This is a genomic window from Kitasatospora sp. NBC_01266 (genome assembly GCF_036242395.1).
GTDB lineage: Bacteria > Actinomycetota > Actinomycetes > Streptomycetales > Streptomycetaceae > Kitasatospora.
Map to the genome: position 1 here is coordinate 6,186,699 of NZ_CP108458.1, position 24,906 is coordinate 6,211,604.

Annotated in this window: 21 protein-coding genes; 7 read left to right on the top strand and 14 right to left on the bottom strand. The window is 71.5% G+C overall.

From position 1 onward, the window contains the following. Positions 1–25 precede the first annotated feature (25 nt). The 9 genes from OG403_RS26835 to OG403_RS26875 form a co-directional block, all read right to left on the bottom strand. Positions 26–919, bottom strand: a complete 894-nt coding sequence (locus OG403_RS26835; RefSeq protein ID WP_442910993.1) for a CDP-alcohol phosphatidyltransferase family protein — start codon at positions 917–919, stop codon at positions 26–28. Continuing rightward, positions 906–1,598 (bottom strand): phosphatidylserine decarboxylase, encoded by a 693-nt coding sequence (locus OG403_RS26840; RefSeq protein WP_329568677.1) that lies wholly within the window; start codon positions 1,596–1,598, stop codon positions 906–908. Before OG403_RS26840 ends, OG403_RS26835 begins: the two co-directional genes overlap by 14 nt. A 320-nt stretch (positions 1,599–1,918) precedes the next feature. After that, a complete protein-coding gene (locus OG403_RS26845; RefSeq protein ID WP_329568678.1) occupies positions 1,919–3,121 on the bottom strand; it encodes an acyl-CoA dehydrogenase family protein in 1,203 nt (400 codons plus the stop codon). A gap of 157 nt (positions 3,122–3,278) precedes the next feature. Further along, positions 3,279–3,782, bottom strand: a complete 504-nt coding sequence (locus OG403_RS26850; RefSeq protein ID WP_329568680.1) for a MaoC family dehydratase — start codon at positions 3,780–3,782, stop codon at positions 3,279–3,281. A 13-nt stretch (positions 3,783–3,795) separates the two neighbouring features. Further along, on the bottom strand, positions 3,796–4,770 hold the full coding sequence (locus tag OG403_RS26855; protein WP_329568682.1) for an HpcH/HpaI aldolase/citrate lyase family protein: 975 nt from the start codon (positions 4,768–4,770) through the stop codon (positions 3,796–3,798). Further along, the gene (locus tag OG403_RS26860) at positions 4,770–6,881 is read right to left on the bottom strand and encodes a protein meaA (RefSeq protein WP_329568684.1); all 2,112 of its coding nucleotides are present in this window, start codon (positions 6,879–6,881) and stop codon (positions 4,770–4,772) included. The genes OG403_RS26855 and OG403_RS26860 overlap by 1 nt, the downstream gene beginning before the upstream one ends. Beyond that, on the bottom strand, positions 6,881–8,218 hold the full coding sequence (gene ccrA / locus OG403_RS26865) for a crotonyl-CoA carboxylase/reductase (RefSeq protein WP_329568686.1): 1,338 nt from the start codon (positions 8,216–8,218) through the stop codon (positions 6,881–6,883). Before ccrA ends, OG403_RS26860 begins: the two co-directional genes overlap by 1 nt. A gap of 338 nt (positions 8,219–8,556) precedes the next feature. After that, positions 8,557–9,453, bottom strand: coding sequence for a TetR family transcriptional regulator (locus OG403_RS26870; RefSeq protein WP_329568688.1), 897 nt, complete (start codon positions 9,451–9,453; stop codon positions 8,557–8,559). 203 nt (positions 9,454–9,656) lie between these two features. Then, positions 9,657–11,468 (bottom strand): 3-hydroxyacyl-CoA dehydrogenase family protein, encoded by a 1,812-nt coding sequence (locus OG403_RS26875; protein WP_329568689.1) that lies wholly within the window; start codon positions 11,466–11,468, stop codon positions 9,657–9,659. A 558-nt stretch (positions 11,469–12,026) separates the two neighbouring features. Here OG403_RS26875 and OG403_RS26880 point away from each other — a divergent pair. Both OG403_RS26880 and OG403_RS26885 read left to right on the top strand, forming a co-directional pair. Then, positions 12,027–13,502 carry a glutamine synthetase family protein gene (locus tag OG403_RS26880; RefSeq protein WP_329568691.1) on the top strand — a complete coding sequence of 492 codons (1,476 nt, stop codon included), beginning with the start codon at positions 12,027–12,029 and terminating at the stop codon, positions 13,500–13,502. 209 nt (positions 13,503–13,711) lie between these two features. Then, on the top strand, positions 13,712–14,530 hold the full coding sequence (locus tag OG403_RS26885) for a hypothetical protein (protein WP_329568693.1): 819 nt from the start codon (positions 13,712–13,714) through the stop codon (positions 14,528–14,530). Positions 14,531–14,603: 73 nt separating this feature from the next. Here OG403_RS26885 and OG403_RS26890 read toward each other — a convergent pair whose 3' ends face one another. Together OG403_RS26890 and OG403_RS26895 are read right to left on the bottom strand one after the other, a co-directional pair. Next, positions 14,604–15,128, bottom strand: coding sequence for a peptidylprolyl isomerase (locus OG403_RS26890; protein ID WP_329568695.1), 525 nt, complete (start codon positions 15,126–15,128; stop codon positions 14,604–14,606). A gap of 114 nt (positions 15,129–15,242) precedes the next feature. Then, positions 15,243–16,358, bottom strand: coding sequence for a serine hydrolase domain-containing protein (locus OG403_RS26895; RefSeq protein WP_329572584.1), 1,116 nt, complete (start codon positions 16,356–16,358; stop codon positions 15,243–15,245). A gap of 312 nt (positions 16,359–16,670) precedes the next feature. Between OG403_RS26895 and OG403_RS26900 the strand changes: the two genes are divergently transcribed. Beyond that, positions 16,671–17,840 carry a GTP pyrophosphokinase gene (locus OG403_RS26900; protein WP_329568697.1) on the top strand — a complete coding sequence of 390 codons (1,170 nt, stop codon included), beginning with the start codon at positions 16,671–16,673 and terminating at the stop codon, positions 17,838–17,840. A gap of 106 nt (positions 17,841–17,946) precedes the next feature. Here the strand turns inward: OG403_RS26900 and OG403_RS26905 are convergent, their stop codons facing one another. Together OG403_RS26905 and lgt are read right to left on the bottom strand one after the other, a co-directional pair. Further along, positions 17,947–18,447, bottom strand: a complete 501-nt coding sequence (locus tag OG403_RS26905) for a hypothetical protein (RefSeq protein WP_329568699.1) — start codon at positions 18,445–18,447, stop codon at positions 17,947–17,949. A gap of 165 nt (positions 18,448–18,612) precedes the next feature. Beyond that, positions 18,613–19,551, bottom strand: a complete 939-nt coding sequence (gene lgt, locus OG403_RS26910; protein ID WP_329568701.1) for a prolipoprotein diacylglyceryl transferase — start codon at positions 19,549–19,551, stop codon at positions 18,613–18,615. Positions 19,552–19,636: 85 nt separating this feature from the next. On the opposite strand from lgt, the gene OG403_RS26915 reads away from it, so the two are divergent. After that, the gene (locus tag OG403_RS26915) at positions 19,637–20,245 is read left to right on the top strand and encodes a chloramphenicol phosphotransferase CPT family protein (protein WP_329568703.1); all 609 of its coding nucleotides are present in this window, start codon (positions 19,637–19,639) and stop codon (positions 20,243–20,245) included. Between the two features lie 3 nt (positions 20,246–20,248). Here OG403_RS26915 and OG403_RS26920 read toward each other — a convergent pair whose 3' ends face one another. After that, a complete protein-coding gene (locus OG403_RS26920; RefSeq protein WP_329568704.1) occupies positions 20,249–21,163 on the bottom strand; it encodes a HipA family kinase in 915 nt (304 codons plus the stop codon). A 156-nt stretch (positions 21,164–21,319) separates the two neighbouring features. Here OG403_RS26920 and OG403_RS26925 point away from each other — a divergent pair, with 156 nt between their 5' ends. The 3 genes from OG403_RS26925 (at position 21,320) to OG403_RS26935 (ending at position 24,905) form a co-directional block, all read left to right on the top strand. Further along, complete coding sequence (locus OG403_RS26925) at positions 21,320–21,760, top strand: SRPBCC family protein (RefSeq protein WP_329568706.1); 441 nt, start codon at positions 21,320–21,322, stop codon at positions 21,758–21,760. Positions 21,761–21,936: 176 nt separating this feature from the next. Continuing rightward, complete coding sequence (locus OG403_RS26930; RefSeq protein WP_442910994.1) at positions 21,937–23,085, top strand: glycosyltransferase family 4 protein; 1,149 nt, start codon at positions 21,937–21,939, stop codon at positions 23,083–23,085. 311 nt (positions 23,086–23,396) lie between these two features. Continuing rightward, positions 23,397–24,905 carry a sugar transferase gene (locus OG403_RS26935; protein ID WP_329568708.1) on the top strand — a complete coding sequence of 503 codons (1,509 nt, stop codon included), beginning with the start codon at positions 23,397–23,399 and terminating at the stop codon, positions 24,903–24,905. Position 24,906 lies beyond the last annotated feature (1 nt).

Here is a 24,906-nt window from a genome sequence, read left to right on the forward strand (position 1 = left end):
CGGCGTTCTGCGGTCGAGCCGTTGCTCAGCAGCCGCGCGACTCCGCGCGGCGGGCACGGACGTCGCCGACCTTCTCGCCGACCTTGCGGCGGATGACCAGCAGCGGGGCCATGGCGGCCAGCGCGATCTGGGCGACGGCGCCGATGTGCATCAGGACGTCACCGCCGGGCAGGCCGGCCGCCCAGGCGGCGAGGCAGCCGATGGAGACGACGATCCAGCCGAGGGTGGCGGTGGCCAGCAGGCCCTGCGGCTTGGGGTACTCGACCCGGCTGACCATCAGGTAGGCGACGCCGAAGATGGCCAGCAGGCCGACCAGGAACGGCGGGTCGAGCAGCACGATGGCGATCACCGTCATCGCGCCCATCGGGCAGGGCATGCCCTGGAAGACCCCGGGTCGCATCTTGACGGCGGAGAACCGGGCGAGCCGCAGCACCACCGCCAGCAGCACGGTGAGCGCGATGAAGGCGGAGAGCCCCTGGCTGGTGCCCGGGCCGCCGACGATGCCCCAGACGGCGACGAAGTAGGCGGGCGCGATGCCGAAGCTGATCAGGTCGGCCAGGTTGTCCAGCTCCGCGCCCAGCGCCGAGGAGCGCAGCTTGCGGGCCACCAGGCCGTCGAAGAGGTCGCACATCGAGCCGAGCAGCAGCAGGGTCACCGCGGTGGCCGCGCCGTGCCGGATCATGCCGCCGGTGCCGTCACCGCTGCCGCTGATGTGCGGGATGAGCATGTTGGTGGTGATCGAGTAGATCGCCAGAAAGCCGCAGACGGCGTTGCCCAGGGTCAGGAAGTCCGCCGTGGACAGGGTCTGCGGTGAACGCGGCGCGCGTAGTTCGCGGTCGCGGGCCCATCGGCGTCGGCGCAACTCGGTCTCCTCCGAGTCGCCGAGGCCCACCAGGGTCTCGGGATCAGTCACGGTCAAGGCGTGTCACCCCCGCGGTCGTCTTCTGGCCGACCTCGACGCCGACCTCGACGCCGGGCGGCAGGTAGGTGTCGACGCGGGAGCCGAACCGGATCAGGCCGATCCGCTCGCCCTGCTCGACCTTGGTGCCGGCGGGCACGTACGGCACGATGCGGCGCGCGACGGCGCCGGCGATCTGCACCATCTCGATGTCGCCGAGCTCGGTGTCGAAGTGCCAGACGACGCGCTCGTTGCGGTCGCTGTCCTTGTTGAAGGCGGGCACGAAGCCGCCGGCGATGTGCTCGACGGAGGTGACGGTGCCCGGCAGCGGAGCCCGGTTGACGTGCACATTGAGCGGGCTCATGAAGATCGCGACGCGGGTCCGGCCGTCCGGCCAGGCGTCGATGCTCTGCACCACGCCGTCGGCCGGCGAGATCACTCTGCCGGCGCCGATCTCACGCTCGGGGTCGCGGAAGAACCACAGCATGCCCGCGCTGAGCGCGCAGGCCGGTACCGCCGCCAGAGCCCACTTGCCGTTCCGCTTGGTGAGAGCGGTGGTCAGGGCCGCGGTGGCCAGGGTCGGGACGAACCAGGGGGTGGCTCCGCGCGCGATGGTCACGCGGGGTCGCCGGCCGGCCGTCTCGGGAGCGAGGGCATCGCGCTCCGTGACGGAGGTGTGAGGGGACGGGCTGATGGGCATCGAAGACCTTTGTCGCGGGGGATCTTGGCCTGCACGGGGGCCAACCGCGGGGATCGGGTGATAAAGGGGACAGCTGCTGTCCCGGTGGATGCTATCGGGAGCAGGCGGTAGGTGGGCAACCCGCCTGCTCGTTCAACTGTCTCCAACCGTGCCGGAGCGCACGCGCTATGTGTACGACCGTAGCGGGCGCATCTCCGGTTCCCAAGGGCCTGGTCAAGATCCGTGAGTCATCTCTCAGCCCGGTGGGTGGGCCCGGAAACGCTCACCGGCCCCACCCTCGCGCTCCCGTCGCGCGCGCCACCTCCGGTCACGGTGGGCGGCTATTCGGCGATCTTGTACTCCTCCAGCAACCGCCGTCCGACGATCATCTTCTGGATCTCCGCAGTGCCTTCACCGATGAGCAGCATCGGGGCCTCCCGGTAGAGGCGCTCGATCTCGTACTCCTTGGAGAAGCCGTAGCCGCCGTGGATCCGGAACGCGTCCTCGACGACCTCCTTGCAGTACTCGGAGGCGAGGTACTTGGCCATCCCGGCCTCCAGGTCGTTGCGCTCGCCGCTGTCCTTCTTGCGGGCGGCCATCACCATCATCTGGTGCGCGGCCTCGACCTTGGTGGCCATCTCGGCCAGCTTGAACTGGATCGCCTGGTGCTCGGAGATCTTCTTGCCGAAGGTCGAGCGCTGCTGGGCGTAGGAGATGCCGAGCTCGAAGGCGCGACGGGCCACTCCGCAGCCGCGCGCGGCCACGTTGACCCGGCCGACCTCGACGCCGTCCATCATCTGGTAGAAGCCCTTGCCGGGCACACCGCCGAGGATCCGGTTCGCCGGGATCCGGACGTCCTGGAGCACCAGTTCGGTGGTGTCGACGCCCTTGTAGCCCATCTTCTCGATCTTGCCGGGCACGGTCAGGCCGGGCACGGTCGGGTTCGGGCCGAAGCCCGGGGTCTTCTCGATCAGGAAGGTGGTCATGTTGCGGTACGGGGTGCTCGCACCCTCGTCGGTCTTGCAGAGCACCGCGACCAGGGTGGAGGTGCCGCCGTTGGTCAGCCACATCTTCTGGCCGTTGACGACGTAGCAGTCCCCGTCCGGAACGCCCTTGGTGGTGATCGCCGACACGTCCGAGCCCAGCCCCGGCTCGGACATCGAGAAGGCGCCGCGGATCTCGCCGGCCGCCATCCTGGGCAGGAAGTAGTCCTTCTGCTCCTGGGTGCCGTGCGCGTTGATCATGTGCGCCACGATGAAGTGGGTGTTGACGATGCCGGAGACCGACATCCAGCCGCGGGCGATCTCCTCGACCACCAGGGCGTAGGTGAGCAGCGACTCGCCGAGGCCGCCGTACTCCTCGGGGATGGTCAGGCCGAAGAGGCCGAGCTGCTTCATGCCCTCGACGATCGCGGTCGGGTACTCGTCCCGGTGCTCCAGCTCGGTGGCGACCGGGATGATCTCCTTGTCGACAAAGTCCCGCACGGTGGCGAGGATGTCCCGCTGGATCTCGGTGAGGCCGTCGGTCTGTGCGAGGCGTCCCATCGTGCGGCTCCGTATCTGTACAAGCAGTGCGCTGAGGGTGGGGGGTCCGGGACCCCGCGGAGCGTGACATCCGCGGGGCCCCGGGGCCGGAGAGCGGCCGATGACGGCGGTCGCTCTCCGGGGGTATCGGGGGACGGGCTATCGGGGGACGGGGGGATCAGGAGAGCGGCGTGGGGCGGCCGGGCTGCTCTCCGCCGCGCTCCTTGATGTACGTCGCGGTCGGCACCATCACCTTGCGGCGGAAGATGCAGACGACCGTGCCGTCCTGCTTGTAGCCCTTGGTCTCGACGTGGACGATGCCGCGGTCGTCCTTGGACTTGGACGGCCACTTGTCGAGCACCGTGGTCTCGCCGTAGAGCGTGTCGCCGTGGAAGGTCGGCGCGATGTGCCGCAGCGACTCGATCTCCAGGTTGGCGATCGCCTTGCCGGAGACGTCCGGGACGGACATGCCGAGCAGCAGCGAGTAGATGTAGTTGCCGACCACGACGTTCTTGCCGAAGTCCGTCGTCTTCTCCGCATAGTTGGTGTCCATGTGGAGCGGGTGGTGGTTCATGGTCAGCAGGCAGAAGAGGTGGTCGTCGTACTCGGTGACGGTCTTCCCCGGCCAGTGCTTGTAGACCGCGCCGACCTCGAACTCCTCGTAGGTGCGTCCGAACTGCATGTCAGTACTCTCCTCAGCCCTGCGGGGGTTCGAACTTCGAGGTGCGCTGCATACCCGCCGCCCGGCCCTTGCCGGAGATGACCAGCGCCATCTTGCGGCTGGCCTCGTCGATCATCTCGTCGCCGAGCATCGCCGAGCCCTTGAAGCCGCCGGCCTCCGAGGTGCACCAGGTGTAGGCGTCCAGGATCAGCTCGGAGTGGTCGTAGTCCTCCTGCGAGGGCGAGTAGATCTCGTTCGCGGCGGCGACCTGGTCCGGGTGCAGCACCCACTTGCCGTCGAAGCCCAGCGCGGCGGACCGGCCGGCCACCTCGCGGTAGCCCTCCTGGTTGCGGATCTGAAGGTAGGGGCCGTCGATCGCCTGCAGATCGTTGGCGCGGGCCGCCATCAGGATGCGCATCAGGATGTAGTGGTAGGCGTCGGCCGGGTAGCCGCTCGGCTGCTCGCCGACCACCAGGGACTTCATGTTGATCGAGGCCATGAAGTCGGCCGGGCCGAAGATGATGGTCTCCAGGCGCGGCGAGGCGGTGGCGATCGCGTCGACGTTGATCAGGCCCTTGGCGTTCTCGATCTGCGCCTCGATGCCGATCCGGCCGACCTCGAAGCCCATCGTCTTCTCGATCTGGGTGAGCAGCAGGTCCAGCGCCCGCACCTGCTCGGCGTCCTGCACCTTGGGCAGCATGATGCAGTCCAGGTTCTGGCCGGCGCCCTCGACCACCGTGATCACGTCACGGTAGGTCCAGTGCGTGGTCCAGTCGTTGACCCGGACCACCTTGGTCTTGCTGCCCCAGTCGCCGTTGTTCAGGGCGTCGACGACGGTGTGCCGCGCGCTCTCCTTGACCAGCGGGGCGCAGGCGTCCTCCAGGTCGAGGAAGACCTGGTCGGCCGGCAGGCCCTGGGCCTTCTCCAGGAACCGCGGGTTGCTGCCGGGTACGGCCAGGCAGGAGCGCCGCGGGCGCAGCCGGCTGTGCTCGATGGGGTTGGCAGTCATCAGGCGAGAGTCTCTTCCTTGGTCGGGCCGTCGATCGGATCCAGGGCCGGGGCGAGGATCGGGTCCAGCCGGTTGGCCAGCCGGATCTCGTCCACGATCCGGCCGATGATGGTGGTGATGCCGAAGTCCTTCGGGGTGAACACGGCAGCGACGCCGGCGGCCTTGAGAGCCTCGCCGTCCGCTGCCGGGATGATGCCACCCACGATCACGGGCACATCCTCCACCCCGGCCCGCCGCAGCCGCCGCAGCACGTCCGGGACCAGCTCGGGGTGCGCACCGGAGAGGATCGACAGACCCACGCAGTGCACGTCCTCGGCGACCGCCGCCGCGACGATCTGCTCCGGCGTCAGCCGGATACCCTGGTAGACCACTTCGAAGCCGGCGTCCCGCGCGCGCACCGCGATCTGCTCGGCGCCGTTGGAGTGCCCGTCCAGCCCCGGCTTGCCGACCAGCAGCCGCAGCTTGCCCACGCCCAGCTCGGCGGCCGTGGCCGCCGCCGCCGCGCGCACCGCGGCCAGCTCGCCGCCCGGCTCGGCCGCCACCGCCACCGGCGCGCCGCCGACCCCGGTCGGGGCCCGGTACTCGCCGAACACCTCGCGCAGCGCGAAGGCCCACTCGCCGGTGGTCACCCCGGCCCGCACGCAGGCCGCGGTGGCGGCCATCAGGTTGGCCTCGGTGGTGGCGACGGCCTTGAGCTCGGCCAGCGCGGCCCGCGCCGCCGACTCGTCGCGCTGCGCCTTCCAGGCCGCCAGGCCGTCGAGCACGGCCTGCTCGGCGGCCGGGTCGACCACCATGATCGCGGCGTCCAGGTCGGCGGTGAGCGGGCTCGGCTCGGTGGTGTCGAAGCAGTTCACCCCGACGATCTTGTCCTCGCCGGCCTCGATCCGGGCCCGCCGCTCGGCGTGCGAGGCGACCAGCGCGGACTTGAGGTAGCCGGACTCGACGGCCGGGATCACCCCGCCCATCCCCAGCACCTTGGCGATCTCCGCCTCGGCGCCGGCCAGCAGCTCGGCGGTCTTCGCCTCGACCACGTGCGAGCCGTCGAACAGGTCGCCGTACTCCAACAGGTCCGACTCGTAGGCGAGCACCTGCTGGATGCGCAGCGACCACTGCTGGTCCCAGGGCCGGGGCAGGCCCAGCGCCTCGTTCCAGGCGGGCAGTTGGACCGCCCGCGCGCGGGCGTCCTTGGAGAGCGTGACGGCGAGCATCTCCAGCACGATCCGCTGGACGTTGTTCTCCGGCTGCGCCTCGGTCAGGCCCAGCGAGTTGACCTGCACGCCGTAGCGGAACCGGCGCTGCTTGGCGTCCTCGATGCCGTAGCGCTCCAGGGTGATCTTCTCCCAGAGCCGCCCGAAGGCGCGCAGCTTGCACATCTCCTCGATGAACCGGACACCCGCGTTGACGAAGAAGGAGATCCGCCCGACCACCTCGCCCATCCGCTCGGCCGGCACCTGGCCGGAGTCGCGCACCGCGTCGAGCACGGCGATCGCGGTGCACATCGCGAACGCGATCTCCTGCACCGGCGTGGCCCCGGCCTCCTGCAGGTGGTAGCTGCAGATGTTGATCGGGTTCCACTTGGGGATGTTGGAGACCGTGTAGGCGATCATGTCGGTGATCAGCCGGACGGACGGGCCGGGCGGGAAGACGTGCGTCCCGCGCGACAGGTACTCCTTGACGATGTCGTTCTGGGTGGTGCCGGTGAGCTTGGTGATGTCGGCGCCCTGCTCCTCGGCGACCACCTGGTACATGGCCAGCAGCCACATCGCGGTGGCGTTGATGGTCATCGAGGTGTTGGTGCGCTCCAGCGGGATGCCCTCGAACAGGGTCCGCATGTCGCCCAGGTGCCCGACCGGCACGCCGACCCGGCCGACCTCGCCGCGGGCCAGGATGTGGTCCGCGTCGTAGCCGGTCTGGGTGGGCAGGTCGAAGGCGACCGAGAGGCCGGTCTGGCCCTTGGCGCGGTTGCGCCGGTAGAGGGCGTTGGAGTCGCTCGCGGTGGAGTGGCCGGCGTACGTCCGCATCAGCCACGGACGGTCCTTGCGGCGCTCGCCCCCGGCTGTCCCACGGCCCTCGGGTGCCTGACGGCTGTCAGGCGTCTGCCGGTCGGTCATCAGATGTCCCGGAAGCGGTTGATCGCGTCGAGGTGCTTGGCGCGGAACTCCGCGTTCCGCACGCCCAGACCCTCCTCGGGGGCCAGGCAGAGCACGCCGACCTTGCCCTGGTGCTTGTTGTGGTGCACGTCGAGGGCGGCCTGGCCGGTCTGGTCCAGCGAGTAGACCTTGGAGACGGTCGGGTGGATCTTGCCCTTGGCGATCAGGCGGTTGGCCTCCCAGGCCTCGCGGTAGTTGGCGAAGTGCGAGCCGACGATCCGCTTGAGCGACATCCACAGGTAGCGGTTGTCGTACTGGTGCATGTAGCCGGAGGTGGAGGCGCAGGTGACGATGGTGCCGCCCTTGCGGGTGACGTAGACGCTGGCGCCGAAGGTCTCGCGGCCCGGGTGCTCGAAGACGATGTCCACGTCCTCGCCGCCGGTCAGCTCGCGGATCTTCCCGCCCAGGCGCTTCCACTCGCGCGGGTCCTGGTTCTGCTCGTCCTTCCAGAACTTGTAGCCTTCGGCGCTGCGGTCGATGATCGCCTCGGCGCCCATCTTCCGGCAGATCTCGGCCTTCTGGTCGCTGGAGACCACGCAGATCGGGGTGGCGCCGCCGGCCAGCGCGTACTGGGTCGCGTAGGAGCCCAGGCCCCCGCTGGCGCCCCAGATCAGCACGTTGTCGCCCTGCTTCATGCCCGCGCCGTTCTGGCTGACCAGTTGGCGGTAGGCGGTGGAGTTGACCAGGCCGGGGGAGGCGGCCTCCTCCCAGGTCAGGTGGGCGGGCTTGGGCATCAGCTGATTGGTCTTCACCAGGGCCAGCTGGGCCAGGCCGCCGAAGTTGGTCTCGAAGCCCCAGATCCGCTGCTCCGGGTCCATCATCGTGTCGTTGTGGCCGTCCGAGCTCTCCAGCTCCACCGACAGGCAGTGTGCGACGACCTCGTCGCCCGGCTTCCAGGCGTTGACGCCGACGCCGGTGCGCAGCACCACGCCCGCCAGGTCGGAGCCGACCACGTGGTAGGGCAGGTCGTGCCGCTTGGTCAGCGGCGACAGTCGGCCGTAGCGCTCCAGGAAGCCGAAGGTGGAGACCGGCTCGAAGATCGAGGACCAGACGGTGTTGTAGTTGACGGCGCTGGCCATCACGGCCACCAGGGCTTCGCCCGGGCCGAGTTCGGGCAGTGCCACGTCCTCGAGGTGGAGTGACTGGCGGGGGTCCTTGTCGCGGCTGTCGAGGCCGGCGAACATCTGCTCCTCGTCCTTGTGGAGCGTGACCGCTCGGTAGGACTCCGGCAGCTTCAGGGCGGCGAAGTCCGCCGTGGTGCTGTCGGCGCTGAGGATGGCGTCGAGGATTTCCTTCATGGCTGCCTCCGAAGGCGTACCTGTGTGAGGGCGCACAGGGCGTCTGGGGGAGCCGGGAGCGGACACCGGCTTCGCAGGGTCTTTGGGTGGATTGACGTGGGTCGCCCCCTGGGTGTGGGGACGCCGGACGACGGCGCGCCGAGGTGGGGAGCCGCGGCGCCGCGACTGGTGAGTAACAAGCTACTGGCACCCTGTGCCACTCGTAAAGACACTGGGTGCCATGATTTTCGGCCCACTCCGGGGCGCCTTCAGGGGGCCGGGAACGGCAGCCGAAAACGGCCGAAGGCCCACCCCTTGATGGTCGGGATGGGCCTTCTGGCCTGCGATTTCAAGGCGCCTCAGCGGCTGAGTGCAGCCCTGATGCTGTCGAGTACCAGGTCCAGGGGGGCGTCGGTGCGGGCCACTGTGATGAGCACCTCACCGCCCGGCGTGGCACTCAGTGCACTCGTTGCTGACAGCTCCATCGGTGCCGCCAGGTCATCTGTGGCACCCGGTGTCACGACCGTGCCACGGCGTCTCACCCCGCGCGGCGGGGTGGCCCAGAAGGTGCCGCGGATGACCTCGAAGGAGTGGTCGAGCTGCGCCTCCACGTCCCCGTGGCCGCCGGCCCGCAGCCAGCGCCGCAGCACGTGGTTGTGCGCCGCGACCACCGCCGCCGCCGAGACCTCGGCGAGCATCGAGTCGTCGTCCCCGCCGTGCTGCCAGCCCGCCGGGATGGCGGCACCCGGCGTCCCGGTGTCGACCGCCGCGTCGAACCGGCCGAGCAGGTAGCGGGTGAAGAGGCGCTCGTAGCGGGCCACCACCGCGATCTCCCGCTCGCGCAGCGCCGGGACCTGACGGATCAGCTGGTAGCGGGCCACCGAGACGCCGGGGGTGGAGGCGTACATGTGCAGCACCTCCTTGATCCCCCGGCAGACCACGTCCAGCGGATGCTCGTCCGGCTCGGCGCTGGCCAGCAGGTCGGCCACCCGGACCAGGGTGTCGTCGTGGTCCGGGAAGATCGCCTCCTCCTTGGAGCGGAAGTAGCGGAAGAAGGTCCGCCGGGCCACGCCGGCGGCGGCGGCGATCTGATCGACCGTCGTCTCCTCGTACCCCTGGGTGGCGAACAGCTCCATCGCGGCTGCCGCCAGGTCCTGGCGCATCTGCAACCGCTGTGCCGCGGCCCGGCGGCTGCCGGGCCCCTGCTCCGCGACCGTACGCACGTCCTGTTCGGCGGATGACTGTTCCCGATCCATGGCTGGAACGCTACACGCCCGGGTGAGCTGCCCCGGTGCCGTTCGCGGCAACGGGCGGCGAACCGCAGGCGCCTGCGGGCTGACCGCCGGGCGCGGCCAGCGGGCCGAGACCTCGCCGTCGCCCCAGACCGGGCGCAGCGCGGGCTGCCGACCGCCGGACTGCTGGCCGCCGGTGGCTGGGCCGCCGGGCGGCTGGCCGGCGGTCATCGGCGCGCGTGGTCGCGGAAGCCGCGGCCGGTCTTGCGGCCCAGGCAGCCGGCCGCCACCAGGTGCTCCAGCAGCGGTGCGGCGGCCAGACCCGGCTCGCGGAACTCCTGGTGCAGCACCCGCTCGATGGTCAGCGAGACGTCCAGGCCCACCACGTCGAGCAGTTCGAAGGGGCCCATCGGGTAGCCGCAGCCCAGCTTCATCGCGGTGTCGATGTCGTCCACCGTCGCGTAGTGCTCCTCCAGCATCCGCACGGCGTCGTTCAAGTACGGGAAGAGCAGCGCGTTGACGATGAACCCGGCCCGGTCGCCGCACTCCACCGGGTGCTTGCGCACCTTGGCGCAGACCTCCAGGACGGTCGCGGTGACCTCGGGGTCGGTCAGCACCGTGGAGACCACCTCGACCAGCTTCATCGCGGGCGCCGGGTTGAAGAAGTGCATCCCGATCACGTCGCGCGGCCGGCCGGTGGCCGTCGCGCAGCTGATCACCGGCAGCGAGGAGGTGGTGGTGGCCAGCACCGCGCCCGGCTTGCAGATCTTGTCCAGTGCGGCGAACAGCTCGCGCTTGACCGCCAGGTCCTCGGCCACCGCCTCCAGCACCAGGTCGACGCCGGCCAGCTCGCTCTGCTGCCCGCTCGGGGTGACCAGGGCGAGGGTCGCGTCCCGCTGCTCGGCGGTGAGCCGGCCCTTCTCCACCGAGCGGTTCAGCGAGCGGGTGAGCTGCGCCTTGGCCTGCTCCGCCTTCTCCTGGCTGCGGGCGACCAGCGTCACCGGGTAGCCGGCCTTGGCGAAGACCTCGGCGATACCGGTGGCCATGGTGCCCGAGCCGCAGACACCGACGCTGCCGATCGGACGGCCCGCCGCCCGCGCGCCGGCGGTGGCGCCGGTCTCGGCCACCACCTTGGAGGAGCCGGGCGCCTCGTAGGTGTAGAAGCCGCGACCGGTCTTGCGGCCGAGCAGCCCGGCGGCGACCAGCTGGCCGAGGATCGGGGCGGGGGCGTGCAGCCGGTCCCTGGACTGCTCGTACATCGCCTCCAGGACGGTGCGCGCGGTATCCACGCCGATCAGGTCGAGCAGCGCCAGCGGGCCCATCGGCAGGCCGCAGCCCAGCCGCATCGCGGCGTCGATGTCCTCCCGGGTGGCGTACCTGGACTCGAACATCGCCGCGGCCTGGTTGAGGTAGGCGAAGAGCAGGCCGTTGACCACGAAGCCGGCCCGGTCGCCGGCCGCCACCGGCTCCTTGCCCAGCGAGCGGGCGAACTCGGCGGCCTGGTCGGCGACCTGAGGGGTCGTCAGGACGGTGCGGACCACCTCGACCAGCTTCATCGCGTGCACCGGGTTGAAGAAGTGCAGGCCGAGCACCCGTTCCGGGCGGGCGGTGGCGGCGGCGATCCGGGTCACCGAGAGCGAGGTGGTGCCGGTGGCCAGCACCGTGGCGGGCGGGCAGATCCGGTCCAGCTCGGCGAAGATCTCCCGCTTGAGTTCGAGCTGCTCGGGGACCTCCTCGATCACCAGGTCGGCCGTGGCGGCGGCGTCCAGCCGCTCGCCGACACTGATCAGCGCGAGCAGCGCGGTGCGCTCCTGGGTGGTGAGCCGCTCGCGCTCGACGGCGTGCGCGGTGGCCTCCTCGATCCGGGCCAGCGCCCGGGCGGCGGACGAGCCGTCGGCCTCGATGCCGATCACCCGGCGCCCGCTGCGGGCGATCGCGACGGCAATGCCCGCGCCCATGGTGCCGAGGCCCACCACGGCGACGGTGGGGAAGGGGTGCGGCGACGTGGCGGCGGTGGTGGTGCTGTCGGGAGCCTGCATCGTTGCTGGTCCTTTCGGGAGGCCCGACCGGGCTGCCGAGGCGCGGCCGGGGGAGGGGTGGGGCGGCCCATGGGTGGGGCTGCCGCGCGGCGCTGGGTACGGGGCCGGGTGCGGGCACGCGTACGGATGCGCGGGGCGGCAGCGCTGGGCGTCAGGCGAGGGGGCTGTCAGACACTGATGTCAGTCACTGGTGCCGGGCGGGGGTGCCGGCCGGTGGCGTCAGCTGGTGGTGGTCGCGGCTCTCGTGGCCGGGCCGGTCCGCTCCGGGCCGTGCCGCGAGATGTCCGCGCCAGGGACAGGTGTCCCCGAACCAGGTGAAAAGCCAGGTGAAGTGAAGGAAGCGGCACCCCGGCCGCACGTGTGACGCGCGGCGCCTCGCCGGTGCGGCTCCCGATGCCCGGCGGTGGTGCGTGCGGTCACTGTAGCGAAGTTACCGCCAGGTAGGAAGGGGGTGGGCGAGGGCAGAACATGGCATCCGACGGACCGTCAGCTTCCGGGTGTCCGAACCACTCGTCCGGGTAATACCGGGCCGATCACCTGCGCGGGAGCATGGGTCGTATGAGTACCACCATGGCTGATCAGGACGGATCGCCGGTCGGTTTCCCGGTCGGTTCGCCGAGCGGATCACCGGCCGGGTCGCCGGGCGAGCCGCTCGGCGACGAACCGCTCTGCGCCGAGCTGCGGGCCGAGCGCGCCTCCCGGGCCCGGGTGGTGGCCGCCCGGCTCGCCGCCGAGGGCGTCGAGGGCGTGATCCTCAGCTGGGTGGACAACGCCGGGGTCGCCCGGGTGAAGACCGTCCCGGTCCGCCGCCTGGAGCAGGCGGCTGCCTGGGGCGTCGGCGCCGCCCCCTGCTTCGACGTCTTCCTGGTCGACGACTCGGTCACCACCAGCCGCCACATCGGCGGCCCGGTCGGCGACCTGCGACTGATCCCCGACCTGGGTCGGCTCACCCGGCTGTCCGCCCAGCCCGGTTGGGCCTGGGCCCCGGCCGACCGCTACGCCCAGGACGGTTCGGTGCACCCCGGCTGCCAGCGCCGGTTCGCCCGCCGGCTGACCGACGCGGCCGCGCTGCGCGGCATCGAGCTGCGGGCCGGGATCGAGATCGAGTGGGTGGTGGCGCTGGCCGGCGCCCCGAGTGAGCCGCCCGTCTATCCCACCCACGGCCCCGCCTACGGCCTGCACCGCCTGGTCGACCTCTCCGACTACCTGCGCGACCTGCTGCACGCGTTGGACGAGCAGGGCCTGGCCGTCCTCCAGCTCCACCCCGAGTACGCCCCCGGTCAGTTCGAGGTCTCGCTGGCCCCCGAGAGCCCGCTCGGCGCCGCCGACACCACCGTGCTGGCCCGCCAGACCATCCGCGCGGTCGGTGCCCGGCACGGCCTGCGCACCTCCTACGCCCCCGCGATCGAGCCCGGCAGCGTCGGCAACGGCGGCCATCTGCACCTCTCGCTCTGGCGCGGCGGGCGCAACCTCGGCCAGGGCGGTCCCGGGCGCTACGGCCTGACCGGCGAGGCCGAGTCCTTCCTGGCCGGTGTGCTGGCCGAACTGCCCGCCCTGCTCGCCCTCGGCGCGCCCAGCCCCGCGAGCTATCTGCGCCTGGTCCCGCAGCAGTGGGCCGGCGCCTACCAGTGCTGGGGCCTGGAGAACCGCGAGGCCGCGCTGCGCCTGATCCCCGGTCCGCCCGGTGAGGGCCCGGCCAGCGCCAACGCCGAGCTCAAGTGCTTCGACGCCGCCGCCAACCCCTACCTCCTGGTCGGCGGCGTGCTCGCGGCCGGCCTCGCCGGTCTGGACGCCCACCGCTCGCTGCCCGCCGAGGTCCCCGGCGATCCGGCCGCGCTGCCCGAGGGCGAGATCCCCCGGCTGCCGAGCAGCCTGGCGCAGGCGGTCGCCGAGTACCGCACCTCCGGCGTGCTGCGTGAGGCGCTCGGCGACCCGCTCTACGAGGCGGTGCTGGCGGTGCGGCTGGGTGAGCTGGCGCTCTTCGAGGGGCGGTCGCCCGAGGAGCTGGCGGCGGCGACCCGCTGGCGGTACTGAGGGCCGGATCGATGGCCACCCGGTTCCCGCACCGCTCCTGAACCATGATCAGTTGCCCGGCCGTCCAACTCATGGAGGGGCCTCCCCGAGTTGCCGTGCCTCGACCCGCCGAGTTGGGCCGGCCCGGGAGATCCTCTAGTTTTGGATCAAGATTCTCAAGGGCGCGACTCTCATGGAGCGCTGCTTCCCAATGCAAGGGGACTGTGATAGTGCGTAAGATCGTCGGCCGCCGGATCGCCGGGGCCGCCCTGGTCGTCGGCCTGCTCGGGGCCAGTGCCCCCGTCCTCGCGGCTCCCGCCTTCGCGGACTCGTCCACCGGCACCACCCAGGTCCAGGACGGCCAGGGCATACCCTCGTTCAGCGACCTGCTGCGCGGCGTCGAGGTCAACTGGGCCGAGAGCCACTGGAGCTGGACCGCCTGGAACGACAGCACCCCGGTCACCGACGGCTCCGACCAGCCGAACTACCAGTGCGCCGAGTACGTCGCTCGCGCGCTGGCGGCGGCCGGCCTGGTCCCCGGCCTCGGCCCGGACGACCCGCAGGACTCCTACTTCAACTACACGGCGCCCAACGGCAAGACCTACGACCTGCTGCTGATCAGTGACCTGCCGCAGTACCACAACCTGTACGACTACCTGATGGACAGCGGCCTGGGCACCGACATCGGCGACCACCCCGAGGACGCCCGCCCCGGCGACGTCGTGGTCACCTACGCCGGCCCCGGCGTGACCAAGAGCCACACCGGCCTGGTGGTCACCGCCGCCGACGGCTCGAACGAGCCGACCGTCGACGCCCACAACCGGGCGCGCTCGCACTACGGCTACCACTTCTACGCGCCCTCGCACCTGGTGCGGATCGAGCCGCTGGGCCTGCTGACCGGCTTCCTGCCGAGCGACACGCAGCTCACCGCGCCGAAGAGCGCCATGCAGAAGCTGGCCGTCACCCCGCGCACGGCCACCCCGCAGGCCCCGGCCACCACGGCGCCCTCGACCGTGGGACGCCAGGACCCGGCCGGCCCGCAGGTCTGACCCGCTGAGCGGGGTACCGCCGCCGCGACCAACGCGGTGGCGCTACCCCGCTCGTGCTGTTTCGCCGACGGTGTCAGCGGGTCTCGATCACGACCGACTCGATGACCACGTCGTTGACCGGCCGGTCGTTGCGCCCCGTCTCCGCCGCCGCGATGGCGTCGACCACCTTCTGGCCGGCCTCGTTCGTCACCTCGCCGAAGATGGTGTGCTTGCCGGTCAGCCAGGCGGTCGGCGCCACCGTGATGAAGAACTGCGAACCGTTGGTGCCCGGACCGGCGTTGGCCATCGCGAGCAGGTAGGGCTTGGTGAACGCCAGGTCGGGGTGGAACTCGTCGGCGAACTTGTAGCCGGGGCCGCCGGTGCCGTTGCCCAGCGGGTCGCCGCCCTGGATCATGAAGTCCTCGATCACCCGGTGGAAGACGGTCCCGTCGTAGAGCGGATCCGTCGACTTCCTACCGGTCTCCGGGTTGACCCACTCCCGCTCGCCCTTGGCGAGTTCCACGAAGTTCCGGACCGTCTTCGGCGCGTGGTTCGGGAACAGCCGGATCTCGATGTCGCCCTGGTTGGTCTTCAGCGTCGCGTACAGCTGCTCGGCCATGGGTGCCTGCACCTCTCATTCGTCGTCATACGGGCACTCGACGCTACCCCGGACGACCCGAGCGGGTAACGCGCCACGCACTGGCGCTCTTCCGGCCCATGAGCTGTGGCCACCTCACCGGCACAGCGCCGCGTCCACGGCATCCTCCACGTGCTGAGAGGGCGCGCCGGTCGGCAGGGTGGTCACCGCGATCGCGGCGGCGCGGCCGTCCTCGGTGACCCCGCCACGGGTCCGGTAGCCCGGCGTGGTGCCGCCATGCCCCCAGTACACGCCGCCGCACGACAGCGGCGTGCTGGTCAGGCCCAGTCCGTAGCGGACGCCGGGGCCGAGCATGTCGGCGGGAACGGTGGTACGCATCTGGGCCAACTGCGCCGGGGGCAGCAGGCGTCCGGCCAGCAGCGCCGCGAAGAACTGGTTGAGATCGGAGTTGGTGGAGACCATCGCGCCCGCCGCCCAGGCCATGGACGAGTCCATGTCCGTGAAGTCGTGCGGGCCCTGGCCGGCCGGGGCCGTGGAGTAGCCATGGGGATGGGGGCCGGGGATGGTCAGGTCCCCGGCGGCGGGGAAGGAGGTGTGGCGCAGCCCGATGCGGTTGATGACGCGCTGGGTGATCTCCTCGCCGACGGGCCGTCCGGTGACCTGCTGGATGATCAGCCCGGCGACCACGTAGTTGGTGTTGCTGTACTCGAACTGCGCGCCCGGGGCGAAGTGCGCCTTCTGCGTCAGGGCCTGGTCGAGCAGGTCGCGGGGCTCGAAGTACCGGTCCTGGACGGTGGCCAGGTTCGCGAACTCCGGGGCGTCCAGGTAGTCGGGCAGGCCGCTGGTGTGCTGGAGCAACTCGTGGACGGTGATCCGGCGTCCGTCGATGCCGTCCCCGCGCAGCAGGCCCGGCAGGTAGGTGTCGACGGGCGCTTCCAGGTCGACCTTTCCCTCGCCGACCAGTTGCAGCATGACCACGGCGGTGAAGGTCTTGGTGTTGCTGCCGATCCGTACCTCCCCGTCGGTGGGCACCTTCGCCTTGGTGGTCAGGTCGGCGACGCCGGCGGTGTAGCTGCGGGTGTGGCCGTCGCGGTCCTTGACGGTGGCGAGGGCGGCCGGCATCCCGTCGTCGCGCACCAGCGCGTCCAGGCGCAGTTGGACGCTGTCGGGTCGGGCGGCGGCGAAGGCCGGCAGCGGGGCGGCGGTGCCGATCAGCAGCGCGCCGGCGGCCACGGCGACCGCGGCCGCGATGGCTCCGGGTCGACCGTCGCGCTGCCGCCGGGGGAACCGCGACCGGTGGGAGGCCTGCTCGTGCACGGGACAACTCCTGTGGTGGGTAAGGCGCCGGGCGACTCCCGGGCCGGCCCCAAGACGATCACGCGCGGCTGCGGCGGCGCGTCCGCGCCGGGGACGAGGGCAAGGCCAGGAGCCTGCTCCCGGAGTGCAGTTGGACCGGGGACCGGGCTCCTGGTGCACGGGCCCTACCCGGGCCACGGCTGGATCGGCGCCGCTGGTTTGCCGATTCGAGCCGCCCCGGCCGAGTGACGCCCCTACGCTTGCCCGATGACCTCCGATGTGCCGCAGACGGCAGTCAATGACGTGCTCGGCGGGGATCCGGCTGAACGGCCCGGCGGCAGCGCACCCGAAGAATTCGACTTCGCAGCGCATGCCGCCCGGGCCAAAGCACAGTACGAGTCCCAGCTGCCGCTCTACGAGGAGTTCTCGGACTCCGTCAAGAAGATACTGAGCACCTGTCTCGCCGACTCCGAGATAGCGGTCCACTCGATCACCAGCCGCGCCAAGGCCCCCGAGGGCTTCGCGAAGAAGGCGGCGAAAGCCTCGTCCGAAGATCCCGCGCTGCCGCGCTATACGGATCCGCTGAGGCAGATCAAGGACCTGGCCGGAGTCCGGGTGATCACCTATTTTCTGACCACCATCAAGGACGTCGAGCAGGTCGTGGAACGCGAGTTCGAGATCACCGAAAGGGTGGACAAATCTCAGCTGCTCGAGCGTGAGCGACGCCTGGGCTATCAGAGCGTCCACTATCTCGTCCAGTTGCGGAAGAACCGCTGCGAGCTCCCCGAGTACGCCAAGTACGCGGGGCTGACGGCCGAGATCCAGGTGCGGACCATCCTCCAGCACGCCTGGGCGGAGATAGAGCACGACATCCAGTACAAGGCGATCTACGAGATCCCGACGCAGACCCGGCGCCGGTTCATGGCGCTGGCCGGCCTCCTGGAGATCGCCGACCGGGAGTTCCAGGCGATCGAGAAGGAGGACCGGCGGCTGCGGGAGACGAACCTCGCTTCAGTCGCGCAGAACAAGCTGGTCGGCGTCGAGCTGACGGCTGACACGCTGAGGGCTTATCTGGACAAGCGGCTGGGCGAGGACAAGCGCATGTCCTCCTACTCCTACTCCTGGACGGTCGGCCTGCTCAAGGACCTGGGATTCGACCAGCTCGACACGCTGGACGAGTTTCTTTCCGGGTTCGATTCCTATGAGATCAGTCGCGCCGTGCACGGAACCAGCAAGGGGCAGCTCACGCGGCTGGAGGATGTGATCATGGTGGCGGTCGGCACGGAATACGCGAACCGCCATCCGTGGGCCGACACGTACGGCAGCGGCTGGTTCCGGGACCGAGTCGACCAGTTGCTGGAAAGGGCGCGCGGCAACGGTATCGAGGTGGGTGGCAAATCCCTGCCGCCCCGGATCGAGGACGACGCGACCGGGTGATCCCGCAACAGCCCGGGATCGTAGATCAGTTGGCAGGGGTTGTAGAGAGGCTCATGCTGCATCTCCCGCACCACATCGGTCAGATCGTCCGTGGGCGCGCGCCCGCTCAGCCGACGTGGTTGAAGTCGATCGGTGGAACCGAGCCGGAGTCGCTGATCGGCAGCAGGCTCGGCCACCACGGGGGATGGCCGAGCGGGCAGCGCTGCGGGAGGTAGTAGCCGTCCTTCGGGGCGACGTTCCCCGCCAGGTCCGCGCCGAACAGGGCGCCGAGGAGCAGCACCCCGGCCAGCACGCCGACGGCGGTCCGCACCCAGCGGCCGCGGCCGCGCAGTAGCCGCCAGGCGACGGCGAAGCCGACCGGGAGGCAGGCGGCGTACAGCAGGATGAACACGTACAGGACCAGGCCGAACCGCCAGTCGTCCGGAGCCTCCATCCTGGCGGGATACCAGTCCTGGTTCGTGCAGTAGCCCCAGGCCTCGGAGATGACGCGTTCAGACTCCCCGTCGGCGACCACTCCGACAACCGCACCCACGACGACCGTCAGGCACCCCAGCGCGCAGCCACCCGACTCCGCGCTCGGCGACTCCGCGTTCGGTGATTGCGCCATTGCCCCCACTCTCCGGTCTCCGGAAGACCGGACGGCCGCGCCGACCCGCCCGGTTCCCGACCTTCGTCGGCGCCCCGACCTCTTCCAGCGCCATCGCACCGAACACGCCGCATAACGCGACCGGGCAGGGCCAAAGGCCCTGCCCGGTCGAGCTGCCCGGTCGTCTCAGACCGCGCTGGCGTCCTGCTCGGCAGTGTCGGCAGCAGCAGTGCCCTGCTCGACAGGCCCAGCAGCAGCATCAGAGTCAGCAGCCCCGGTACCAGCAACCTCGGTGTCAGCCGCAGTCGCAGCCGCAGCAAGGACAGCCGGCGCCACCACCCGTCCCTTCCGGTTCAGCATCGCGAACCAGACCAGCCCGGCCAGCGCCACCAGCGAGGCGATGTAGAAGTTCAGCCGGAGCCCGAAGATGTACTGCGAGTAGTCGACCCGCAGCGACTCCTCGAAGATCCGGAACGCCGAGTACCCGGCCACGTAGAGCGCGAACAGGCTGCCCGGCTTGACCTTGCCGCGCCGGCCGAGCCAGATCAGGAAGCCGGCCAGCGCCAGGTCCCAGATGAGCTCGTAGAGGAAGGTGGGGTGGAAGGTGGCGTCCTGCAGGTAGCCCGGGGGACGGAAGGCGGGAGCGATCTCCAGGCCCCAGGGCAGCTTGGTCGGGCCGCCGAAGAGCTCCTGGTTGAAGTAGTTGCCGATCCGCCCGATCGCCTGCGCCACCAGCAGGCAGGGCGCCAGCGCGTCCATCATGCCGGTGACGCTGGCGCCGGCCTTGCGCAGCCGCCAGACGCAGACCAGTGTGGCCAGCGCCACACCGCCCCAGATCCCGAGGCCGCCGTCCCAGACCGCCAGCGGGCCCCACCAGTGGTGCGGCATGCCGGCCGGGGTGGTGATGTCGAAGTAGAGCCGCCCGCCGAGGATGCCGAACGGCACGCCCCAGGTGGCCATGTCGTCCACCAGTTCCGGGTTGCCGCCCTTGGCCGCCCAGCGGCGGCGGCCGATGATCACGGCGAGCGTGATGCCCACGATGTACATCAAGGCGTAGAAGTGGATGAACAGCGGGCCCAGGTGGAAGCCGTTCACCGATGGTGAGGGGATGGCGGCAAGCAGCATGCTGTGAGGGTACGCGAGCTGGGCGAACAGTTGGGTGTCGGGATATCGGATGCACCGATCCGAGGCCGTCCCCTACGGTGGCGCGATGACCACGCAGCTGATCATTCTCAACGGTGGCTCCAGCTCCGGTAAGTCCGTCCTGGCTCGCTGCCTGCAGGCGGTGCTGCCGCGGCCGTGGCTGACGTTCGGGACCGACACCTTCGTCGAGGGGCTCCCCGCGAGCCTGCGTTCCCCCAGTTCCCCCAGCCCCTCGTCCGCCAGCCCCTCATCCTCCAGCCCCTCATCCTCCAGCCCCTCGGACAGTCCCTCGGACGCGGGGATCGAGTTCGCCGACGACGGCACGGTGACGGTCGGACCGGTGTTCCGGGAGCTGGAGGCCGCCTGGATCACCGGGATCACCGCGATGGCGCGCGCCGGTTCGCCGGTGATCGTGGACGAGGTGTTCCTCGGTGGCGCGCAGTCGCAGCAGCGGTGGGAGCGGGCGGCCGAGGGGCTGGGGGTGCTCTGGGTCGGCGTGCGCTGCGCGGCGGCGGTGGCGGCGGAGCGCGAGGTGGCCCGTGGGGACCGGGCCGTCGGGATGGCGGCGGCGCAGGCCGAGCTGGTGCATCGCGGGGTGCGGTACGACCTGGAGGTGGACACCGCGCACGCCGAGTCGATGGCGTGCGCGCGGCTGATCGCGGCCAGGGTGTCCTGAGCGCTACTTCCCGTGCAGGTCCGGCACCTGCTGCAGCCAGGCGGGCCGCCCGGCCGCCGTGCGCTTGGCCCGAGCGGCCTCGGTGGCTGCCAGCTCCGCCTCGGTCGCGAAAGTGCGCGGCAGCCAGCGCTCGGAGACGGCGGCCCGCGCGGCCAGCTGCCGGACGTAGGCCTCGCGCAGCTCGGCCACGTCGGCGAAGCCCTCCTCGATCTCCAGCCACTGGTCCGGCACCAGGGCCAGCACCTCGCGCAGCAGCTCCTCGGTCACCTGCGGGGCCAGCTCGGCGTCGGCCGCCGCGACGTCGGGGTGGTAGTCGCCCAGTGCGTGGCCGCTCAGGTCGTAGGCGCGGTCCACGGCCGAGGCCGCGCCGGACCAGCGGTGGTGGAAGACCAGGGCGGCGCCGTTGTCGATCAGCCAGAGGCGGTGGTGCCAGACCATCAGGTTGGGGTTGGCCCGGGTGCGGTCGACGTTGGCGGTCAACGCGTCCAGCCAGACCAGCCGCCCGGCCTCCAGCGGACCGACGGCGAGCGCGTCGGCCGCGCCGGCGGTGCCGGGCTTGGCCATGCCGGGCTTGGCCGCGCCGGGCTTGAAGTCGTGCGCCCCCGGCAGGTAGTCCATCCCGAGGTTGAGGCCGGCGCTGGCCCGCAGCAGGTCCTGGATCTCGGCGTCGGGCTCGTGCTCGGCCACCGCCGGGTCGAAGTCGACCAGCACCAGCTCGGGCACACGCAGGCCCAGCCGCCGGGCCAGCTCGCCCACGATCACCTCGGCCACCAGCGCCTTGCGGCCCTGCGCGGCGCCGGTGAACTTGACCACGTAGGTGCCCAGGTCGTCGGTCTCGACGATGGCGGGCACCGAACCGCCGGCCCGCAGCGGGGCGAGGTAGTGCAGGGCGGTCACCCGGGGCAGGTCAGCAGACACCCGCTCAGCCTAGACCGGCCGCCGCGCGGCCCGGCCCGAATTTCCCGCCCGGGTCTCCGGCGGTGGCCGAGGTCCGCGCCGAGCCCACCGGCCGCGTGTGGTTGGCTGTCCCGCGACGAATCGCCCACGCCCCCAAACCCCCGAAGGAGCCCCGCCATGGCCGAGGTCCACGCCCACACTGAGCGGACCTACCCCGCCACCCCCGAGCAGGTGTACGAGGCGATCGCCGACTACAGCACGGTCCGGCCCACGTTGCTGCCCGCGCAGTACAGCGAGTACGAGGTCCGCGCGGGCGGCGTCGGCGCCGGTACCCAGGTGCACTGGCGGCTGCAGGCCACCGAGAAGCGGGTCCGCGACTGCCTCTTCACCGTCTCCGCGCCGTCCGCCGGGAAGCTGGTGGAGAAGGACGCCAACTCCTCGATGGCGATCACCTGGACGGTCTCCTCGGCGGGCGCCGGTCAGACCACCGTGGCGATCGACACCACCTGGCAGGGCGCCGGCGGCATCGGCGGCTTCTTCGAGCGCACCTTCGCTCCCAAGGGCCTGAACCGGATCCACGACGAGGTGCTGAACCGGCTCGCCGACCACCTGAAGTAGCCACCTGAAGCAGCCGCCTGAAGCAGCCTCGTCGGCCACCTGGAGCAGCACCCCCGGCTCAGCTGGGACCAGCGGGCCGGACATCCGTACGACTTACAGCTCGTACGGGTGGACCGCGCCCCCGGGGGAGTGATGCTGCGCGAACCGGCGTGCCGCGCCACCCTAGGCTCGCGGCCGTGAATCTGACGATCCTTCACGTTTCCCAGCCGGTGGACGGCGGGGTGGCCCAGGTGGTCACCGATCTGGTCCGGGGTCAGCGCGTGGCCGGCCACCGGGTGCTGGTCGCCTGCCCGCCCGGCGGCCGGCTCGGGCCCCGGGCCGCCGCCGCCGGGGCCGAGCTGCTGGAGTGGCCGGCCCGCCGTTCGCCCGGGGCGAGCGTGCCGGGCGAGGCCGCCCGGCTGCGCCGGCTGGTGCACACGGCGGCGCCCGACCTGGTCCACCTGCACAGCGCCAAGGCCGGCCTGGCCGGCCGTCTCGCCCTGCGCGGCCGGCTGCCGACCGTCTTCCAGCCGCACGCCTGGTCCTTCGCCGCCGCCACCGGCGCGCTCGCCACCGCCAGTACCCGCTGGGAGCGGTACGCCACCCGCTGGGCGGCGGCCGTGCTCTGCGTCAGCGAGCAGGAGCGGCTGGACGGCGAGGCGGCCGGGATCAGCGCCCCGTTCACCGTGGTCCCCAACGGGGTCGACCTGGAGCACCACACACCCGCCGAGCGCCGGGCCGCGCGGCTCTCGCTGGGGCTGGACCTGTCCGAGCCGCTGGCGGTCTGCGTCGGGCGACTGTGCCGGCAGAAGGGCCAGGACCTGCTGCTCGCCAGCTGGCCGGCAGTGCTGCGCCGGGTGCCGGGCGCGCGGCTGGCGCTGGTCGGCGGCGGGCCGGACGCGCAGGCGCTGGCCGCGCAGGCCCGAGCACTGCCGGAGCCGTACCGGGTGCGGCTGGCGGGCGAGGTGGCGGATCCGCGCCCGTGGCTGGCGGCAGCCGACCTGGTGGTGCTGCCCTCGCGCTGGGAGGGGATGGCGCTGGCGCCGCTGGAGGCGATGGCGATGGCCCGCCCGGTCATCCTGACCGACGTCCCAGGGGCCCGCGAGCAGCTGCCGCCGGAGCAGCGGGAGGTCTCGCTGCTGCCGGCCGAGGACCCGGCGGCGCTGACGAACGCGTTGGCCGAAGCGCTGGCGGATCCGCTGGAGTGCGCCCGGCGCGGGATGGCGGCGCGCGCTTGGGTGGCGGGCCGGCATGACGTGCGCACCATGATCACCCGGGTGTCGGAGCTGTATCAGAAGTCGATCACCGAGGGCCAGCCGACTCCCCGTGTCTCCGCGCGGATCTGATCGTTTCTCAGGCAGTGACGTGCAGGTTGTTCGGTAGGGGCGACGTGGTCGATCACTCGTTCGGGCCGTGCCCAGCGGCCAAGTCGGAAATTCCGATTAATGGGCGGGTGGAATGAACCGGCGAGTCAACTCCCCATCAACTTCCGGGAATTTAGCCGTCGCTCGGTAATGTCTGATTTTGCCCACTTCGTTCCAAAAGTACGAGAACTTCCATCGAGTTCCTGTGCGAGTTGTGCGAATTCGGGCGACTGAGGACGAACGGTACCGCGAAATCCGCCACCAAGGGCACACTGCAGGGGAGTTCGTGCGCGATGACCATTGACCACGAGAGTGTGCCGCGGCCTGGGCGACCCGCGGTCGGCGGTCGGCGGCTCGCGACCGAACTGCTCGACCGGCCCGCCCGGCGACCGCCGCAGGCTCGCAGTGCCGGTCAGCTCGGCCGGCACCGGCGGGGCCTGCGCTCGGCCGGGCTGCTCCCCGTGGCGCTGGGCGTGGTCGACCTGCTGGCCCTGTGCGCGAGTTCGATCGGCTGCGCCTCCGCGCGGGCCCACCCGCTGGGCGCCGCCGCCGCGCTGCTGCCGATCCTGCTGCCGCTGTACCTGGCCGGCGGGCTCTACCGCACCCGGATGAGCCCCTCCGCACTCGACGAGCTGCCCGCGCTGATCGGCCGGGCCGCCGTGGCGCTCGCCTTCGCGATCACCCTCTGCGACTGCCTGGGCGCCGGCTGGCCGTCCGGCGGCCCGGCCTGCTGGGCCCGGCTGCTGGCCCTGCTCACCGCCCTGGTGACGCTGGCCGCACTTGGCCGGGCGGTGGTCTACGGACTGCTGCGCCGACTGCGCCGCCGCCGCCCGGTGCCGGTCCTGGTGCTCGGCGCCGGACCGCTCGGTCAGCGGATCGCGAGCACCCTGCGCGAGCACCCCGAGTACGGGATGCGCCCGGTCGGCTACCTGGACCAGGACCCGGTGCTGCTGCCCGGCGACTCCCCGCTGCCCGTCCTCGGCGGCCCCGAGGCGCTGGAGCGCGAGCTGCGCCGGCACGGGGTGGTGCGGCTGATCGCCACCGCCGGCGCCGCCGACGAGCAGGAGACGGCCGGCGCGATGCGCGAGGCGGTCCGGCTCGGCTGCCAGGTCTGGCTGGTCCCCGGCCTGCGCGAGCACGGCGGATTCGGTGCGGCGGGCCGGCCGGCCGACCACCTCTGGGGCTACCCCTGCCTGCGGCTGTCCCGGACACCGCCGCGCCGCCCCGGCTGGCTGCTCAAGCGGGCGGTGGACATCGCCGCCGCCGCCCTCGGACTGCTCGCCATCTCCCCGCTGCTGGCCCTGTGCGCGCTCGCGGTGCGCCTGGACACCGGCCCCGGCGTGCTCTTCCGCCAGCAGCGCACCGGGCTGGACGGCCGGGTCTTCACCCTGCTCAAGTTCCGCACCCTGCGCCCGAGCAACGAGCACGAGTCGGCCACCCACTGGAACATCGCCCAGGACCACCGGATGAGCCCGGTCGGCCGGCTGCTGCGCCGCAGCTCGCTGGACGAGCTGCCGCAGCTGTGGAACGTGCTGCGCGGCGACATGACCCTGGTCGGCCCGCGCCCCGAACGCCCTTACTTCGTCATGCGGTTCAGCCAGGCCTACCCGGAGTACGCCGACCGGCACCGGGTCCCGGTCGGGCTGACCGGCCTGGCCCAGGTGAACGGGCTGCGCGGGGACACCTCGATCGAGGACCGGGCCCGCTTCGACAACCACTACATCGAGAGCTGGAGCCTCTGGCAGGACGTCAAGATCCTGCTGCGCACCGCCGCGCTGATGCTCCGTCCGGACGGGAGCTGAC